This window comes from Sulfuriferula multivorans (assembly GCF_003851125.1).
GTDB classification, from domain to species: Bacteria; Pseudomonadota; Gammaproteobacteria; order Burkholderiales; family Sulfuriferulaceae; genus Sulfuriferula; species Sulfuriferula multivorans.
This window is the reverse complement of sequence record NZ_BGOW01000015.1, coordinates 78,581-95,518: the sequence shown is the minus strand read 5'-3', so window position 1 is coordinate 95,518 and position 16,938 is coordinate 78,581. Positions and strand designations below refer to the sequence as shown.

Sequence of the window (16,938 nt, the reverse complement as noted above, 5' to 3'; positions counted from 1 at the left end):
TCAGGCCACAGGTTTCGCCAAGAGTTCCAGCAGTGCCTGCTGCGCACCATAAGGCTGCGCACGGCGCCGGATGCGGCGGTGATAAGTGCCCTGTTGATCCATTTCCCAGGTCTGCTGGTTGTCTTTGAGATAGGGCTTCAAGCCTTCGGTGATGACGCGTTTTTTCAGGCGCGGCTCCAGCACCGGAAAACACGCTTCAATGCGCCGGAAGAAGTTGCGATCCATCCAGTCCGCGCTGGACAGGTAAACATGCTCGGCACCGTTGTCGCGGAAGTAAAAGATGCGGGAGTGCTCGAGAAATCGCCCAATGACCGAGCGTACCCGAATGTTTTCAGACAGGCCGGGCATGCCCGGCTTCAGCGCGCACACACCGCGCACGATCAACTCTATTTTGACCCCGGCTTGTGATGCTTCGTACAGCGCGCGGATGACATCCGGTTCCAGCAGCGCATTCATTTTGGCGATGATGGTGGCGGGCAGGCCATTGCGTGCATGTTCGGCTTCACGCTGGATGGCAGCGATGACCCGGCTATGCAGGGTGAATGGAGCCTGCCACAAGTGCTTGAGACGCGACGCCTTGCCCAGCCCGGTGAGCTGGGTGAAGATTTCATTCACATCGGCGCAGATGTCTTCGTTACAGGTGAGCAGGCCAAAATCGGTATACAGGCGTGCGGTGCGGGCATGGTAATTGCCGGTGCCCAGATGCGCATAACGTTGCAATTTGGTGTCCTCGCGCCGCACCACCAGTGCCATTTTTGCGTGGGTCTTGTGCGCCACCACGCCATACACCACATGCGCGCCGGCTTCTTCGAGCTTGGCGGCCCAATTGATGTTGGCTTCCTCGTCAAAACGCGCCATGAGTTCCACCACCACGGTCACTTCCTTGCCGCTTTGCGCGGCGGCCATCAGTGCCTGCATCAGCATCGAATCGGTGCCGGTACGGTACACCGTTTGGCGAATCGCCAGCACCTGCGGGTCGTCTGCCGCCTGGCGGATAAAATCAATCACCGGCTGGAACGACTGGAACGGGTGGTGCAACAGAATATCGCCGCGGCGCACGGCGCTGAACAGGTCGCCAGGCTTGGTCAGCTGATTGGGCAGGCCGGGGATGAACTGCGGGAATTTCAGGTCAGGCCGATCCACTTGATCGGGTATTTGCATCAGTCGCACCAGGTTGACCAGGCCATTGACCTGATAAAAATCCTCGCGCTCAAGATTGAACTGTGCGAGCAGGAAATCTGCCATTTTCGGCGAGCAGTTATCCGCCACTTCCAGCCGCACTGCGTTACCGTAGTGTCGATGGGGCAGTTCGCCCTGCAGTGCTTCGCGCAGGTTTTTGGTTTCTTCCTCGTCCACAAACAGGTCGGAGTTGCGCGTGACGCGAAACTGGTAGCAGCCTTGCACCGTCATCCCGGCGAACAGCTCGTCCACATGTGCGTGCAGGATGGAAGACAGGAACACGAAGCCGTATTCGCAACCGGCAATTTCTTCCGGCATGCGGATCACGCGCGGCAATGAGCGTGGCGCCTGCACCACGGCTGCACCGGAATTGCGCCCGAAAGCATCGCGCCCGGACAACTCCACCGCGAAATTCAGGCTCTTGTTGAGCACGCGCGGGAACGGGTGGGCCGGATCCAGCCCGATGGGCGTCAATACCGGCATCAGCTCGCGAAAAAAATAGGCGCGTATCCACTCGGTCTGTTCTTCGTTCCAGTGGGTACGACGCAAAAAGCGGATGCCCTGGTCGGCCAGTTGCGGCAGGATGGCCTGATTGAGGGTCTCGTACTGTTTTTCCACCAGGGCATGCGCGCGCGGGGCAACATCGCGGAAAGTTTGCCGCGCACTGAGCCCGTCTGTGCTCACGGAGGAAGAACCGAGTGCAATGTGTTCTTTCAGTTCGGCCACACGCACCTCGAAGAATTCATCCAGATTGCTGCTGACGATGCAGATGAACTTCAGCCGTTCCAGCAGAGGCACATCGGGATCTTCTGCCTGCGCCAGCACGCGCTCGTTGAAAGCAAGCAGGCTCTGCTCGCGATTGAGGAAATGTTCGGGAGTGGATGTGGTCATGGCAACATGTTATCAAAGTAAAGCTAATATCGTTTATATGCGCGGCCAAAAGGTACCAGCCCGCCTTTATATGACTTTTATATGACAAAACCATGACAGTCGAAATCGAGCTCAAACTCGCCCTCCCGCCAATACAGGCCGCCCGCCTGAAACGCCATCCATTGTTGGCCGGAGCGGGACGACCGTTGCGGCGACGGCTGGTCAGCGTGTATTTCGATACCCCGGAACTCGATCTGATGTGCGCCCAGGCTGCGTTGCGCGTGCGTCGGGTAGGGCGCGGCTGGATACAGACAGTCAAGATCGGCGGCGGCTCGGCAGGCGGACTCCACCAACGGCCGGAATGGGAAACGCCTACGCGCAGCGAAGCGCCGGAACCCGGGCGCTTCACTGCACCTGAAGTCAGGGAGTTGCTGACTCCTGCCCGTCTGGCCCGACTGCGTCCGGTGTTTGAAACGCATTTCTGGCGCGACGCCTGGACATTGCCGGTAGCCGGGGGCGGCAGCATCGAAGTGGCCCTGGATCAGGGTGAAGTGAGCGGGGGAGGACGCAACCAGCCGATTTGCGAAGTAGAACTCGAACTGAAATCCGGCCAGCCGGCCGCGCTGTATGACCTGGCACTGGATTTGGCGGCGGACTTCGACCTGTATCCTGATCCGCTGAGCAAGGCCGAACGCGGCTACGCACTGTTCCAGCATCTGCCGGCCCGGCCGGTGCAAGCCGGGCCGGCAGGCCTGAAACCGGAGATGCATGTGGCCGATGCTTTTGTGGTTGTGATGCAAAACGGGCTGGAGCAGTTCACCGCCAATCTGGCTGGCCTCATCCACGAAACCGACCCCGAATACCTGCATCAGGCGCGGGTCGCCGTGCGCCGGCTGCGTTCGGCATTGACGGTGTTTGCCCCGGCCTTGCCCGATCCGGCGCTGGCGCCATTACGGGAGGCATTGCGCTGGCTGATGAGTGAGCTGGGCCCGGCGCGGGACTGGGATATATTCGTGACGGAAACTTTGCCGCCGCTGATGCGTGCCATGCCCGACCAGTCGTTGCAAAGCCTTGCCCGTACCGCGCAATTGCATCGGGAGGCAGCGCGCACCGCGATGATTTCGGCAGTTTCGTCACGGCGGTTAACGCGCCTGCTGCTGGAAGCCGGACGGATGTTGCTGCTGCGCCCATGGGAGCAGGCAATGGAACGGATCAGCTCGGCATGGCAAGGCAGCCCCGCCACCGCATTGGCCGAATCGGTGCTGGATCGGCGTCAGCACCAGTTATTGCGACGTGGCCGGCATTTTGTCCGGTTGGATCCGGCGGCACGCCACCACTTGCGCATTGCCGCCAAAAAACAGCGCTACGCCGCCGAGTTTTTCGCTGAACTCTATCCGCCAAAAGTGGCGCGGGCCTATATAAAAAACCTGGCCGCATTGCAGGATAATTTGGGCGCGCTGAACGACATCGCAGTAGCGGGTCGCTTGTTGAGTAATCTGCGTGGCCGCCGTGCGGTCAATCGCGCCTGGGCATGCGGTGTGGTGCAAGGTTGGGTGGAAAGCCGTGCCCAGGTAAAAATCGCCGAACTCGAACCAGCATGGCGGCGCATGAAAAAAACTCGTCCGTACTGGCAAAAGCCAATACGAGATTTGAAAGTCTCCGGTTTTAATTCCGTAACAAGGAAGCGCTAGCATGTATGAATTTTTGGAAGCAGATATGGATTTGATCCTGTGGCGTCATGCCGATGCCGTAGATGGGCTGCCTGACATGGAGCGCGAACTCACTACCAAAGGGCATAAACAGGCTGCACAGATGGCAGCTTGGTTGAATGCGCGTTTACCCAAAAACGCCGTGATTCTGGTGAGCCCGGCGAAACGTGCGCAGCAAACTGCCGCAGCGTTGGGGAGGCCGTTCGAGACAGTAAAAAAAATCGCTCCGGGTGCCGATGCCATGAGCGTAGTGCTTGCTGCCGGCTGGCCGGACGCGGGCGGTTGCGTGGTGTTAGTCGGCCATCAACCCAGTCTGGGGCAGACGGCAGCGCTGCTGCTGAGCGGTACTGAATCGAATTTTTCGATCAAGAAAGGCGGCTTGTGGTGGCTTACCAACCGGGTGCGTCAGGCCACGCAGCAAACCATGGTGCGCGCAGTGATGACGCCGGAATTGGTCTAGATTCCGGGCAGTATCTGTGCCAGGGCGGTGTGCAGCGCATCGGCAGTGAATGGTTTGCAGATATAGCCGCTGGCCCCCGCGTTGTGCGCTTCGGCAATATTCTCCGGCAGCGCTTCGGCAGTGACCATCAATACAGGCAGATGACGGAGCGCTGAATCGCGGCGGATTTCACGTAACAGCTCGATACCGGTCATGTTGGGCATGCTCCAGTCAGTAATCACCATGTCGAAATGACCGGCATGCAATTTTTCCAGCGCCGCCACGCCGTCCTCGGCTTCCTCGGTATGCGCATGGCCAAGTTCCCGCAACAGGCTGCGCAGCATGCGGCGCATGCTGGAAAAATCGTCCACCACCAGAATTTTCAGTGTGTTGTTGGTCATCCATCATCCTCGTCTGCAATATTGTACAAGACCTGTCGGTTGCCGGATTGCTGAAATTGCCGGTACGCGTTTTGCTGCTTGTAAAAGCGGGTGCTGTGCTTCAAGCTGGGACGGGTTGTTCCCGAACATGAGAAAAGCATGAACTTCGACCTTCCGCTCGCCGACATCTCCACAGATATCTGGGACACCAAGTACCGCTACCGGGACGGCGACGTGATTCGCGATGCTTCCCTGGAGGATACCTGGCAGCGGGTGGCGCGTGCGCTGGCCGCGGTGGAAGCGGGGCAGGAGGGCGTTTGGGCGGCGCGTTTTCATGAGGTGCTGGCGAATTTCCGCTTTCTGCCCGGCGGGCGTATCCAGGCTGGGGCCGGCACGCGTCACCGCACCACTTTGTTTAACTGCTTCGTCATGGGCACCATCGAGGACAGTCTGGACGGCATTTTCAGCGCACTGAAGGAAGGCGCGCTTACCATGCAGGCCGGCGGCGGGGTGGGCTATGATTTTTCCACGTTGCGCCCGCGCGGGGCTCGGGCGGACGCCAGTGACACCATTGCCTCCGGGCCGGTGTCCTTCATGCACATCTGGGACAGCATGTGCGCCACCCTGATTTCCACCGGTGCGCGCCGCGGAGCGATGATGGCCACGTTGCGCTGCGACCATCCCGACATCCTGGAATTCGTGGAGGCCAAGCGCGATCCGGCTGTGCTGCGGCATTTCAACCTGTCGGTGCTGGTGAGCGATGCCTTCATGGTGGCGCTGGATCAGGACGCTGACTGGCCATTGAGCTTCCCGCCCGGGCGCACGGTGGGCAACGTGCGCGCCCGCGCGCTGTGGGAACGCATCATGCGTGCCAATTACGACAGCGCCGAGCCCGGCGTAATCTTCATCGACCGGGTTAACCGCCTGAACAACCTGGGGTATGAGGAAACCATCAGCGCCACCAACCCCTGCGGCGAGATACCGCTGCCGCCCTACGGCGCCTGCGACCTCGGCTCGATCAACCTGACGCGCTTTGTGCGCGCGCCGTTCACGCCCGATGCTACGCTGGATCTGGACGGCATCGCTGCCACCGCCAGCGTGGCGGTACGCATGCTGGATAACGTCTACGAGCTGGCTCATTTTCCGGTGCCGCGCCAACGCGAGGTGGCGCGGCGTTCGCGCCGTTTGGGGCTGGGCATCACCGGGCTGGGCGATGCGCTGGCCATGCTGGGTTTGCGCTACGGTAGCGATGCTTCATTGGATGCAGCGTGTGCGGCGATGGCCGCGATCTGCCATGCCGCCTACCGTGCCTCGGCGGAATTGGCCAGGGAGCGCGGGCCGTTCCCTGCATACCGGGCCGAGTCCTATCTTGCAGGCGAATTCGTGCGTGGCTTGCCGGAAGACATCCGCACCGCCATTGCCGCCCATGGCATCCGCAACAGCCACCTCACCGCCATTGCGCCGGCGGGCACCATCAGTCTTCTTGCCAACAACATTTCCAGCGGCCTGGAGCCGATCTACGCGTATCGCTACCAGCGCAATGTGCGGCGACCGGACGGCGGTCTGACCGAATACGCGGTGGAGGACTACGCCTGGCGGCTCTACCGCAGCCTGCACGGGGATGCGCCGCTGCCGCCGGGTTTTGTCAGCGCTACGGAAATTCCGCCTGACCAACACCTGCAAATGCAGGCGGCGTTGCAGGCGCATGTGGATAATTCCATTTCTAAAACCATCAACGTACCGGCGGACATGGCGTTTTCCGGATTCGAGACGATCTACCGGAACGCTTATGCGCTGGGCCTGAAAGGCTGCACCACCTATCGGCCCGGCGCTGGCCGCGGCCAGGTCATGACGGCCGATCAGCAGCCCCCCGCCAAGCCCTGTTGCGAGCTTCCCGGCGCAGATTGAACAGTGCTTCGGTGCTGTTTGGTGCGGGTTTCCGGAGGCGCCGTTATCGGGTAAACTGGCCGGATTTAAATTCAAGCGGATGATGGCATGTTAAAAGGCAGTTTGGTCGCCATTGTGACGCCCATGCAGGACGATGGCAGCCTTGATCTGGTGCGCTTGCGTGCGCTGGTTGACTGGCATGCAGCGCAAGGCACGGATGGCATAGTCGTGGTGGGCACCACGGGCGAGTCGCCCACGGTGAGTTATGACGAGCATTGCGCGCTGATTCGTGCCGTGGTCGAGCAGGCTGCCGGACGTATGGCGGTGATTGCCGGCACCGGGGCGAACTCCACCTCGGAGGCAATCGAACTGACGCACTGCGCCAAATCGGCCGGGGCGGATTATGCGCTGTCGGTGGCGCCGTATTACAACAAGCCCACGCAAGAGGGTTTGTACCGCCATTTTCGGGCGATCGCCGAATCCGAGGAATTGCCGCTGATACTTTACAATGTACCGGGGCGCACGGTCAGCGATATCAGCAACGACACCACACTGCGCCTGGCCGAAGTTCCCGGCATTGTCGGTATCAAGGATGCGACCGGCAGTATTGAACGCGCCACAGATCTGGTTTTGCGCGCACCGGCCGACTTCGCCTTGTATACCGGCGATGATGCGACAGCGCTGGCATTCATGCTGATGGGCGGGCATGGCGTGATTTCAGTTACCGCGAATATTGCGCCACGCACCATGCATGAGATGTGTATTGCCGCCTTCAATGGGGAACTGTCACGGGCGCGCGAACTCAATCAGCAGTTGTTCGGACTGCATCAAAAACTGTTCGTCGAGGCCAACCCGATCCCGGTGAAATGGGCGCTGGCCGAGATGGGCCTGATCGGTGCCGGGATACGTTTGCCGTTGACGCCGTTGTCTGTAGAGCACCACGATACATTGCGCCGGGCCATGCGCCGGGCCAATGCCATGTAAGTATTTTAAGGATTGGTAACCATGAAACGTAGCAAATTGTGGATGGCGCTGGTTAGCGCAGGTGTGGCACTGAGCGTTGCAGGTTGTGGCAGCATGGATGCCCTGAAATCGAAAAAGATCGACTACAAATCCGCCACGACGGTACCCACGCTGGAAGTGCCGCCAGACCTGACTGCGCCCACTGCCGACAGCCGCTACCAGGTGCCTGACCTCAATCCGCGCGGCAGTGCCACCTATTCGGCCTACAGCGCAGAGCGCAGCGAGAACGCCGGCACCGGGAAAAGCGAAATCCTGCCTACCCAGAACAAGGTGCGTATCGAACGTGCCGGTTCCGAACGCTGGCTGATCGTCAATATGCCGCCGGAAAAAGTCTGGCCGATCGTCAAGGATTTCTGGCAGGAAAATGGTTTTGTGATCAACGTCGAGGATCCTCAGGCCGGTATCATGGAAACCGACTGGGCAGAAAATCGCGCCAAGATTCCTCAGGACATGATACGAAACCTCTTGGGCAAAGTCGTGGACAACCTTTACTCCACGCCTGAGCGCGACAAATTCCGTACCCGCCTCGAACGCACCACCAATCCACCGGGCGAAACCGAAATTTACATCAGCCATCGTGGCATGGCTGAAGTGTATACGGGTAATGGGTTTGAAGATAAACACACGATCTGGCAGCCGCGCCCGGCTGATCCCGGACTGGAAGCCGAAATGCTGAGCCGCCTGATGGAGCGTTTCGGGGTGGAAAAAGCGCAGGCCAAGGCCATGCTGGCCGAGCAAAACCAGCCTGATCGCGCGAAGCTTGCCCAGGCAAGCGGCGGTGCACCCATGTTGATGCTCACCGATCCATTTGATCGCGCGTGGCGGCGGGTGGGGCTGGCGCTGGACCGCATCAACTTCACAGTGGAAGACCGTAACCGCGCCAAGGGAATTTATTACGTACGCTATATTGATCCGCAGCAAGACGTGGAAACCAAACAGAGCTCCGGCTTCCTGAGCAAGCTGGCGTTCTGGCGCAGTTCCAAGAAAACTGCGGACAATGGTGACAAATACCAGGTTGAGGTATCTGAAAATCAGGCGGCCAATGGTTCGGAAGTCCGTGTAATGACTGCGCAAGGTACGCCGGCAAAACCTGAAACTGCCAACAAGATCATCAAGCTGCTGCTCGAACAGCTCAAATAATGCGTTTTGCTTCCCTCGGCAGCGGCAGCGAGGGCAATGCCCTGGTTGTCGAGGTGAGGCATACGCGTATCATGCTCGACTGCGGTTTCGGTCTGCGTGACACGGTGCGCCGCCTGGCCGCCAAATCGCTCCAGCCCGAAGACGTTGATGCTATCGTCATTACCCACGAGCACTCCGATCACATCGGCGGTGCAGCGCGCTTTGCACGTAAATATGGCATCCCGGTATGGATGACGCGCGGTACCCTGGCGGTATTCCGCAACCAGTATGCGCAACTGCCCGAGGTACGCGAACTCGACAGCCATACTGCCTTTGCCATCGGTGACATCGAAATTCATCCTTTTCCCGTACCGCATGATGCACGCGAACCGGTGCAGTTCGTGTTCGGCGATGGCATGCACCGGCTCGGCGTGCTGACTGACGTGGGCGCCTCGACCGCGCATATCGAAACCATGTTGTCCGGGTGCGATGCGTTGGTGCTGGAGTGCAACCATGATCGCGAGTTGCTCGACAACAGCACCTATCCGCCCGGTCTGAAACGGCGCATCGCGGGGCGATTTGGTCATCTCGACAACCAGGCTGCGGCCGCGCTTCTGTCCAAACTGGATAACCGTCGATTGCAGCATCTTGTGGCCGCTCATCTTTCCAAACACAACAATACGCCACAGCTGGCATTGCAGGCTCTGGCCGATGTGCTGGGTTGCATGCCCGACTGGTTCAGCCATGCCAGCCAGGACGAAGGGTTTGGCTGGCGCGAATTGCGTATGGCTTGATCCGCAGGCGGACAGATGCACAGTTCACCTCCGATTTCACCTCGTCTGGTCGGCCTGCTGGCTATAGCGGCAGGCGCCACAGTGGCCAATCTGTATTACAGCCAGCCCTTGCTGGTCGAGATAGCATCCGACTTCGGCGTGCAGCCTGCAACGGTGAGTATTGTGCCGACCGCAACCCAGCTAGGCTATGCGACCGGCTTGCTGCTACTGGTTCCGCTCGGCGATAGTCTGGAGCGCCGGCGCCTGATTGTGGTTACTACCCTATGCGCTGTTTTGATGCTGTTTGGTGTGGCGTTCGCACCTACGCTTGGCTGGCTGACGCTGGCGAGTTTCCTGCTGGGAGCGGTGAGCGTGGTACCGCAGCTCGCGGTGCCCTTTGCGGCACATCTGGCTGCGCCAGAGCAGCGCGGACGCATTGTCGGCATTGTGATGAGCGGGCTGCTGGTGGGCATCCTGCTGTCGCGCACTTTGAGCGGCTGGATCGGCGCTTATACAAGCAGCTGGCGTGATGTGTATCTGCTGGCCATCGGCGTGATGCTGATGCTGGCGGTGTTGCTGCAACGCACCCTGCCGCGGCTGCCGCCCAGCCGGCCGATCGCTTACACAGCGCTGCTGGCTTCGCTGTTCCATCTGGTGCGCAGCGAGCCAGTGCTGCGCCGCCATGCGCTGGTGGGAGGTTGCGGATTTGCTACGTTCAGTGTGTTCTGGACCACGCTGGCGTTTCATCTGCATCACCTGTCACCTGACTACGGCAGCGAAGTGGCGGGGATGTTCGGCCTCATCGGCGTCACCGGCGCACTCGTCGCACCGCTGGCCGGACGCCTTGCTGACCGCGTGTCAGCGCCGTTGCTGAACGGCGGCGCTTTGCTGCTGGTGCTGCTCGCGTTCCTGCTGATGGGGCTGACCGGGACCACGCTATTGGGACTGGCGCTGGGCGTGGTGTTGCTGGACGCCGGCGTGCAGGCCAGCCACCTGTCCAACCAGACGCGTATTTACGCGCTCCATCCCGATTTACGCAATCGTCTCAACGCCGTGTATATGGTGATGTATTTTCTGGGTGGTGCGGCAGGCTCAGCGCTGGGCGGATATGCCTGGCAACATGCCGGATGGCTGGCGGTGTGTGCCGTGGGTGCCGGGTTTGCAGTGGCGGGTATGTTTGCATTATTTCTGGTCGGGCGCGCAAACCCGGTAGCGCACTGACAGATAGCATGCGTATGCTGTAGAATAAGCGCTTGATTTATCAGGAGCAATACGCATGGCTTTTTCCGATCTCGGCCTGGTGCCAGAGATACTCCGCGCTGTAGAAGAGTGCGGTTATACCGAACCCACGCCGGTACAGGCGCAGGTCATCCCGGTTGCGCTCACCGGTTGCGATGTGATGGCCGGCGCGCAAACCGGCACTGGCAAGACCGCCGGATTTACCCTGCCGCTATTGAGCCGCCTGGCGCCTTACGCCAGCTCCAGCCCATCCCCCGCACGTCATCCAATCCGCGCACTGATCCTCACCCCCACGCGCGAACTGGCGATGCAGGTGGAAGAGAGCGTGCACCGCTATGGCAAGTATCTGCCGGTGCGTATTACTGTGGTGTACGGCGGCGTGAACATTAACCCCCAGATTGATATGCTGCGCAGTGGTGTGGATATTCTGGTCGCCACGCCGGGGCGCCTGCTCGATCACGTGCAAAACAAAACGCTCAACCTGTCGCAGGTACAAATGCTGGTGCTGGATGAAGCCGATCGCATGCTGGACATGGGTTTCATGCCCGACTTGCGCCGCATCATCGCGTTGCTGCCGACTGCGCGCCAGAACATGATGTTCTCCGCCACCTTCTCAGGCGAGATCAAGAAGCTCGCCGACAGCATGATGAACAACCCGCAACTGATCGAGGTGGCGGGTCGCAATACAGCAGCCGAGACGGTCACGCAAAGCGTGCTGCCGGTGCACAAGGAGCGCAAGCATGCGCTATTGGCGCACCTGATCAAAACCCGCGAGCTGCGTCAGGTGCTGGTGTTCTGCGGCACCAAGATTGGCGCCAACCGGCTGGCGCAGCATTTGTGCCGGGATGGCATTCCGGCCAACGCCATTCATGGCGACAAAACGCAGCAGGCCCGGGTGGAAGCTCTGGATCAATTCAAGCAAGGTGCGATTCAGGTGCTGGTAGCGACCGATGTCGCCGCGCGCGGCCTGGATATTGACCAGCTGCCGTGCGTGGTGAATTACGACCTGCCGCACGCGGCGGAAGACTATGTGCATCGCATCGGCCGCACCGGTCGCGCGGGTGCCAGCGGAATTGCACTGTCGCTGGTGGCGGAAGACGAGTTGCGTTACCTGGCCGATATAGAACGGCTGCTCAACACCAAAATTACTTCTGAAATCATTCCCGGTTTCGAGCCCGAACTGGGCGCCATGCCAGAACCGGCACGGCCACCGCGTGCGCGTAGCGAGCGCCCCGCACCACCGCCACGCGAGCCGCTGGCTGGCAGCCCTCCACCCCGGCGCGAACGTGAGGACATCGAAGTGCCCGACACGCCGCTCAGCGTGCGCGCCAAAGAATCCGCCGCTACCGGACGCAAACAGGTCGCCGCGTTGTTCCGGCCACCGGTGAATTCGAGCCGTTAACAACCCCTCCGCGCATGATTGAACTGGTCGTTGTGGCTGCCCTGGGCGGGCTTGCCTGGTTCTGGCTGGATAGCCTGAAAACCCGCGAAACCGCTATCGCCGCTGCAAAACGCGCGTGCAATGCCGACGCCGTACAACTGCTCGATGACACCGTGGCGGTGGCGTCTATCCGCCTGGCACGCCATCCGGGCGGACAAGTCACCTTGCGGCGTTTTTACCGTTTTGAATTCAGCGATACCGGAGATAACCGCCGCGGCGGTGTGGTGCTGATGCTGGGCAACGTGGTGGAGACGGTCAGGCTGGGCAATGTGTGGACAGTGTAGTCCAGGCGGTTTGCAATCTAATCCAGCCCGCTCAATTTCTCCGATGGTTACATGGATTCGATTTCCAGTACCGCCAGGCTGATATGTTTGCCCAGTTGTTCATTAAATCCTGACCAGCCCTTGTAAGCGCTGACCTTGGCTGCGACGGCGTCCTTCATCTCAAAATCGCTCTTGCCTGCGTCGTACTGGCGCTGAACTTCGGCCATGAGCGTCGCCATGTAATCGCGGTAGTTTTTCACCATCCCGGCATCCGCAGTTTTGCCGTGGCCGGGCACATAGTGCTTGGCCTTGACCTCGATAGCGCGGTCACAGGCGGCGATACTGCCCTTGAAGGTTCCATCGTCCAGGCGCGCTATGCGTTGGTTCAGCACGTTATCGCCAGTGAATACCACGGCATCCTGAACCACTTCAATCATGATGTCGGTTTTGCTATGCGCATTTTCCGGCGCCATGATGTGGAAAGTCATGCCGCCGGTGGTAAAGCGCTGGTTTTCCGTCACTGCAACCGTGGGAATCACCGCGCGCGTGCCCTTGGTATACCCCTGGGTGAGGCGTTCCATCAAGCCTGTCCATACCTCGGCTTCACCGGCCTGGGCCTTGCGGATCATTTCCGGATGCGCCATCAGTTGCGCCTTGGGATAGGCTTCCAGAATGGCCTGGTTGCCGAGCCAGTGGTCACCGTGTATGTGGGTATCAAGTACATGAGTGACGGGCTTGCCGGTGAGCTTGCGTACCTGGCGCAATACCATGCGCCCCACTTCAAGGCTGGAACCCGGGTCGATGATCACAACACCGTTATCCGTAATGACGAAGCCGGGGTTGTTCATGAAGCCCTGATTGGCGACCGAAGGCTCGCCCAGCGGGCCATGGATGACGTAGGTGTGCGCCGCAATCTTGTCGGCCGGATAGTCGCGAACCATGTTTTCGGCGGCATCCGCAGCGCTCAGTGGAAGAAACAACAGTGGCGCGAACACTCGACACAAGGTGTGAATTATTTTCATGTTGGGTCTCCTCAAATATTCGGGCAAGCCTGCATGATGCCGTACAGTCCGACAGGGCGATATGGTATGGCACTACCACCATTTTTCGAAAATGATGCGGCTGGCGGGCACGGCAAGGCTGCCCAGTATGCTGCTGATATCTTCTACCATGCCCGGCGGCCCGCACAGATAGTAGAGTGTGTCGCGACTCATGCCGGCGCTTTCGAGCAGGGTGGAGTCCATGCGCCCGGTACGCCCATGCCAGTTGTTATCGGGCTGGGTGACGGTGACCAGGCTATGCAGATTGGGATGATGCCGGACCAGTTGTTCAATTTCATTGCGGAACAGGAATTCATCCGGGCTGGGAATGCTATATACCAGCGTGGCTTCGGTGTCGGGCACTGCGTCGGCGATATAGCGAAAAATGCTGATGAGCGGCGTGACGCCGACACCAGCGCCCACCAGTACCACGCGCTGGCTCATTTCCGGCTGGTAGACGAAAACTCCCTGGCCTCCGGAAATGCGCACACTATCGCCAATTTTGGCATGTTCATGCAGCCAGTTCGTGACAGGGTGGCGTGTGCTGGATTTGATGGCCAGTTCCAGGCTGTCGGTGATTACAGGCGACGAAGTCATCGAATAGCCGCCAACCTGGATCGCACCGTCAATTTCTACATACAGGTCTATCCATTGGCCGGCGAGAAATCGGAACGGGGGAGTGTCTACACCGAGCCGGAACGATTTGACGCTTGGAGTTTCTTGCTGGATGTGCGTGATAATTGCGTTAAACAAGGCTGCCCCCGGCTGGTTATTATGGTTATGGTCGCACAGATTGTCCGGAACACAGTTACTTCTTCGCCTCGAAATCAAGAGAAGCCGAATTGATGCAATAACGCAATTCGGTCGGTGCCGGACCGTCTTCGAATATGTGCCCGAGATGGCTGCCACAGTGACGGCAATGTACTTCAGTGCGCGGCATGAGCAGACTGTTGTCGTGACTGGTTTCCACTGCAGACTCGATGATCGGTTGCCAGAAACTTGGCCAACCGGTGCCTGAGTCGAATTTGCTATCCGCGTCGAATAAAGGCGCACCGCAGCATGCACATCGGTAGGTGCCCGCATCCTTGAGATTCCAGTATTTGCCGGTAAAGGCGCGCTCGGTGCCATGCTCCCGGCAGATTTGATATTGCTCGGGCGTGAGCTTTGCGCGTAAAGTCTGTTCGTCCAAAGGCGATTTTTCAGTCATTTTGATTCCTTTTATCCAAGTGGAATTATGATCATAAATGGGTGACTAATGGCAAGAAGTCAAATTTCACGGTTTTGACATTGACATGAACGCCTGTTGTGATCTATATTCTGTTTACAGTTTAGATTTAGTCTAATCTGTTCGATGCTTGTATTCCTAGAGCTTCGCGTTACCTGAACGTTACCTGAGGAGAATTACCATGCAACTCAAAGGTTCAAAAACTGAAACAAGTCTGAAAGAAGCGTTTGCCGGTGAATCTCAAGCCAACCGCCGTTACCTGTATTTTGCAGCAAAAGCGGATGTGGAAGGCCAAAATGACGTTGCCGCAGTATTCCGTTCCACTGCGGAAGGTGAAACCGGCCATGCGCACGGCCATCTGGAGTACCTGGAGGCCTGCGGTGACCCGGCTACCGGACTGCCTATCGGCGCTAGCCGCGACAATCTGAAAGCATCTGTCGCCGGTGAAACACACGAATACACGGATATGTATCCAGGCATGGCTAAAACCGCGCGTGAAGAAGGTTTTGATGAAATCGCCGACTGGTTTGAAACTCTGGCCAAGGCCGAGCGTTCGCATGCCGGCCGTTTCCAGAAAGCGCTGGACGCACTTGTAGACTGAAAAGTCTGACATTGCGAATTAGCGCAATTGTACTGCGGGTTGTGGTGGCTGCACGTGCACCGCGACTCGCAGGTTTAAATCCCATTTTGCATTCAGAGAACAAAAATGACCGTGCGAGAAGGTAATCTACAAGCTCCTACCCGACATCCGCTGGATTGGCAAAACCCCGAATTTTATAATGAAGCCGCATTGTTCCACGAAATGGAACGCGTATTCGATTTGTGCCATGGCTGCCGTCGCTGCGTGTCGTTGTGTACGGCCTTCCCGACGTTATTTGATCTGGTGGATGAATCGTCCACGCTGGAAGTGGATGGCGTTAACAAACAGGATTACTGGAAGGTGGTCGATCAATGCTACCTGTGTGATCTGTGTTACATGACCAAATGCCCCTATGTGCCGCCGCATCCCTGGAACCTGGATTTTCCTCACACCATGTTGCGAGCCAAGGCGGTCAAGTTCAAGCAAGGTGAAACAAAATTCCGCGACAAGCTGCTCTCCAGCACGGATGCCATGGGAAAGCTGGCTTCCATCCCGGTGGTAGTGCAGGTTGTCAATGCGGCGATGAACAATACCGCCGCACGCAAACTCATGGATACCCAGTTGGGTATCCATAGAGATCAGGTATTGCCGAAATACGACAGCGCCAAATTTCGCAGCACCGCGCATCCCGACAATAGTTTTACCAGCCGTGAAGGCGCGCAGACGCCAGGCAAAGTAGCCATATACGCAACCTGTTATGTGAACTATAACGAACCAGGTATCGGTCATGATTTGTTAAAAATACTCGCGCACAACGAAATCCCCAGCGTGCTGGTGGAAAAAGAATCCTGCTGCGGGATGCCTAAACTGGAACTGGGTGATCTGGAAACCGTGGAAAAGCACAAGAATGTGAATATTCCGCACTTGGCCAAACTGGCGCGCGAGGGCTATGCCATTCTCACCGCCGTCCCATCATGCACGCTGATGTATAAACAGGAACTGCCGCTGATGTTCCCCGATGACGCAGATGTGCAGGCGGTGAAGGCAGCAATGTGGGATCCGTTCGAGTACTTGATGGCACGCCAGGCAGATGGTTTGCTCAAGACCGATTTCGCCAAGCCGCTGGGCAAGGTTGCCTACCATGTGCCTTGCCACCAACGTGTGCAGAATATCGGCAATAAGACCCGCGACAGTCTGAAACTGGCGGGTGCCGAAGTTACCATGGTGGAGCGCTGCTCCGGCCATGATGGTACATGGGGGGTGAAAACAGAGTTTTACCCGAATGCAGTGAAAATTGGCCGCCCAGTATTCAAGCAGATGGCAGCTGCCGATCCGGACTACATCAGTTCGGATTGCGCCATTGCCGCAAGCCACATTCAGCACGGCATGGGTGAGAGCCGTGCACAGAAGGCACACCCTATCACCTTGATGCGTATCGCCTACGGACTATAAGGAGCAGAGTACATGAGCAGTGAAGGTTACCACGAGCCAATCGACAAACTGTCCGCTGCGACTCAGGATATGCATCGCGCCATCGTCTCGCTGATGGAGGAGCTGGAGGCAGTCGACTGGTACAACCAGCGCGTTGATGCCTGCACCGACCCTGAACTCAAGGCTATCCTCGAACATAATCGGGACGAGGAAAAAGAGCACGCGGTGATGGTGCTGGAATGGATACGTCGACAAGACCCCACCCTAGATCATGAGTTACGCGAAACCTTATTTAAAAAAGGCCGTATCGCCGGCCAGCATGAACACGAGGAAAAATAAA

Annotated in this window: 17 protein-coding genes; 12 read left to right on the top strand and 5 right to left on the bottom strand. The window is 58.6% G+C overall.

Translation table 11 applies throughout. From position 1 onward, the window contains the following. The gene (gene ppk1, locus EI185_RS08845) at positions 1–2,070 is read right to left on the bottom strand and encodes a polyphosphate kinase 1 (protein ID WP_124704775.1); all 2,070 of its coding nucleotides are present in this window, start codon (positions 2,068–2,070) and stop codon (positions 1–3) included. Positions 2,071–2,162: 92 nt separating this feature from the next. Here ppk1 and EI185_RS08840 point away from each other — a divergent pair, with 92 nt between their 5' ends. Continuing rightward, entirely contained in the window at positions 2,163–3,740 is a 1,578-nt protein-coding gene (locus EI185_RS08840) for a CYTH and CHAD domain-containing protein (RefSeq protein WP_124704774.1), read from the top strand. Position 3,741: 1 nt separating this feature from the next. Next, positions 3,742–4,218 (top strand): phosphohistidine phosphatase SixA, encoded by a 477-nt coding sequence (gene sixA / locus EI185_RS08835; protein WP_306308274.1) that lies wholly within the window; start codon positions 3,742–3,744, stop codon positions 4,216–4,218. On the opposite strand, the gene EI185_RS08830 is transcribed toward sixA, so the two are convergent. Then, entirely contained in the window at positions 4,215–4,598 is a 384-nt protein-coding gene (locus EI185_RS08830; protein ID WP_189836344.1) for a response regulator, read from the bottom strand. The genes sixA and EI185_RS08830 overlap by 4 nt on opposite strands. Before the next feature lie 138 nt (positions 4,599–4,736). Here EI185_RS08830 and EI185_RS08825 point away from each other — a divergent pair, with 138 nt between their 5' ends. The 7 genes from EI185_RS08825 (at position 4,737) to EI185_RS08795 (ending at position 12,343) form a co-directional block, all read left to right on the top strand. Continuing rightward, positions 4,737–6,485 carry an adenosylcobalamin-dependent ribonucleoside-diphosphate reductase gene (locus EI185_RS08825; RefSeq protein ID WP_124704773.1) on the top strand — a complete coding sequence of 583 codons (1,749 nt, stop codon included), beginning with the start codon at positions 4,737–4,739 and terminating at the stop codon, positions 6,483–6,485. Between the two features lie 87 nt (positions 6,486–6,572). After that, on the top strand, positions 6,573–7,448 hold the full coding sequence (gene dapA / locus EI185_RS08820) for a 4-hydroxy-tetrahydrodipicolinate synthase (RefSeq protein ID WP_124704772.1): 876 nt from the start codon (positions 6,573–6,575) through the stop codon (positions 7,446–7,448). A gap of 21 nt (positions 7,449–7,469) precedes the next feature. Continuing rightward, on the top strand, positions 7,470–8,627 hold the full coding sequence (gene bamC, locus EI185_RS08815) for an NlpB/DapX family lipoprotein (protein ID WP_189836343.1): 1,158 nt from the start codon (positions 7,470–7,472) through the stop codon (positions 8,625–8,627). Continuing rightward, the gene (locus EI185_RS08810) at positions 8,627–9,400 is read left to right on the top strand and encodes an MBL fold metallo-hydrolase (RefSeq protein WP_124704770.1); all 774 of its coding nucleotides are present in this window, start codon (positions 8,627–8,629) and stop codon (positions 9,398–9,400) included. The genes bamC and EI185_RS08810 overlap by 1 nt, the downstream gene beginning before the upstream one ends. A gap of 15 nt (positions 9,401–9,415) precedes the next feature. Next, positions 9,416–10,600: an MFS transporter gene (locus EI185_RS08805; RefSeq protein WP_124704769.1), complete on the top strand. Its 1,185-nt coding sequence runs from the start codon at positions 9,416–9,418 to the stop codon at positions 10,598–10,600. A gap of 55 nt (positions 10,601–10,655) precedes the next feature. Continuing rightward, entirely contained in the window at positions 10,656–12,020 is a 1,365-nt protein-coding gene (locus EI185_RS08800; protein ID WP_124704768.1) for a DEAD/DEAH box helicase, read from the top strand. 14 nt (positions 12,021–12,034) lie between these two features. Continuing rightward, positions 12,035–12,343 carry a DUF3301 domain-containing protein gene (locus EI185_RS08795; protein WP_124704767.1) on the top strand — a complete coding sequence of 103 codons (309 nt, stop codon included), beginning with the start codon at positions 12,035–12,037 and terminating at the stop codon, positions 12,341–12,343. Positions 12,344–12,390: 47 nt separating this feature from the next. Here EI185_RS08795 and EI185_RS08790 read toward each other — a convergent pair whose 3' ends face one another. The 3 genes from EI185_RS08790 to msrB form a co-directional block, all read right to left on the bottom strand. Then, positions 12,391–13,344 (bottom strand): MBL fold metallo-hydrolase, encoded by a 954-nt coding sequence (locus tag EI185_RS08790; protein ID WP_124704766.1) that lies wholly within the window; start codon positions 13,342–13,344, stop codon positions 12,391–12,393. A gap of 72 nt (positions 13,345–13,416) precedes the next feature. Continuing rightward, positions 13,417–14,115 carry a ferredoxin--NADP reductase gene (locus tag EI185_RS08785; RefSeq protein WP_124704765.1) on the bottom strand — a complete coding sequence of 233 codons (699 nt, stop codon included), beginning with the start codon at positions 14,113–14,115 and terminating at the stop codon, positions 13,417–13,419. A gap of 55 nt (positions 14,116–14,170) precedes the next feature. Continuing rightward, positions 14,171–14,569: a peptide-methionine (R)-S-oxide reductase MsrB gene (msrB, locus tag EI185_RS08780; RefSeq protein WP_124704764.1), complete on the bottom strand. Its 399-nt coding sequence runs from the start codon at positions 14,567–14,569 to the stop codon at positions 14,171–14,173. A gap of 199 nt (positions 14,570–14,768) precedes the next feature. Between msrB and EI185_RS08775 the strand changes: the two genes are divergently transcribed. The 3 genes from EI185_RS08775 to EI185_RS08765 all read left to right on the top strand — a co-directional run bounded on the left by EI185_RS08775 (position 14,769) and on the right by EI185_RS08765 (position 16,937). Continuing rightward, on the top strand, positions 14,769–15,188 hold the full coding sequence (locus tag EI185_RS08775) for a rubrerythrin family protein (protein ID WP_124704763.1): 420 nt from the start codon (positions 14,769–14,771) through the stop codon (positions 15,186–15,188). Positions 15,189–15,293: 105 nt separating this feature from the next. Then, entirely contained in the window at positions 15,294–16,619 is a 1,326-nt protein-coding gene (locus EI185_RS08770; protein WP_124704762.1) for a heterodisulfide reductase-related iron-sulfur binding cluster, read from the top strand. A 12-nt stretch (positions 16,620–16,631) separates the two neighbouring features. Further along, the gene (locus tag EI185_RS08765; RefSeq protein ID WP_124704761.1) at positions 16,632–16,937 is read left to right on the top strand and encodes an encapsulin-associated ferritin-like protein; all 306 of its coding nucleotides are present in this window, start codon (positions 16,632–16,634) and stop codon (positions 16,935–16,937) included. Position 16,938: the final 1 nt, after the last annotated feature.

Bases quoted from the DNA above. Each gene is read 5' to 3' on its own strand.
- ppk1 (WP_124704775.1), bottom strand. From the start codon at position 2,070: ATGACCACATCCACTCCCGAACATTTCCTCAATCGCGAGCAGAGCCTG.
- EI185_RS08840 (WP_124704774.1), top strand. From the start codon at position 2,163: ATGACAGTCGAAATCGAGCTCAAACTCGCCCTCCCGCCAATACAGGCC.
- sixA (WP_306308274.1), top strand. From the start codon at position 3,742: ATGTATGAATTTTTGGAAGCAGATATGGATTTGATCCTGTGGCGTCAT.
- EI185_RS08830 (WP_189836344.1), bottom strand. From the start codon at position 4,598: ATGACCAACAACACACTGAAAATTCTGGTGGTGGACGATTTTTCCAGC.
- EI185_RS08825 (WP_124704773.1), top strand. From the start codon at position 4,737: ATGAACTTCGACCTTCCGCTCGCCGACATCTCCACAGATATCTGGGAC.
- dapA (WP_124704772.1), top strand. From the start codon at position 6,573: ATGTTAAAAGGCAGTTTGGTCGCCATTGTGACGCCCATGCAGGACGAT.
- bamC (WP_189836343.1), top strand. From the start codon at position 7,470: ATGAAACGTAGCAAATTGTGGATGGCGCTGGTTAGCGCAGGTGTGGCA.
- EI185_RS08810 (WP_124704770.1), top strand. From the start codon at position 8,627: ATGCGTTTTGCTTCCCTCGGCAGCGGCAGCGAGGGCAATGCCCTGGTT.
- EI185_RS08805 (WP_124704769.1), top strand. From the start codon at position 9,416: ATGCACAGTTCACCTCCGATTTCACCTCGTCTGGTCGGCCTGCTGGCT.
- EI185_RS08800 (WP_124704768.1), top strand. From the start codon at position 10,656: ATGGCTTTTTCCGATCTCGGCCTGGTGCCAGAGATACTCCGCGCTGTA.
- EI185_RS08795 (WP_124704767.1), top strand. From the start codon at position 12,035: ATGATTGAACTGGTCGTTGTGGCTGCCCTGGGCGGGCTTGCCTGGTTC.
- EI185_RS08790 (WP_124704766.1), bottom strand. From the start codon at position 13,344: ATGAAAATAATTCACACCTTGTGTCGAGTGTTCGCGCCACTGTTGTTT.
- msrB (WP_124704764.1), bottom strand. From the start codon at position 14,569: ATGACTGAAAAATCGCCTTTGGACGAACAGACTTTACGCGCAAAGCTC.
- EI185_RS08775 (WP_124704763.1), top strand. From the start codon at position 14,769: ATGCAACTCAAAGGTTCAAAAACTGAAACAAGTCTGAAAGAAGCGTTT.
- EI185_RS08770 (WP_124704762.1), top strand. From the start codon at position 15,294: ATGACCGTGCGAGAAGGTAATCTACAAGCTCCTACCCGACATCCGCTG.
- EI185_RS08765 (WP_124704761.1), top strand. From the start codon at position 16,632: ATGAGCAGTGAAGGTTACCACGAGCCAATCGACAAACTGTCCGCTGCG.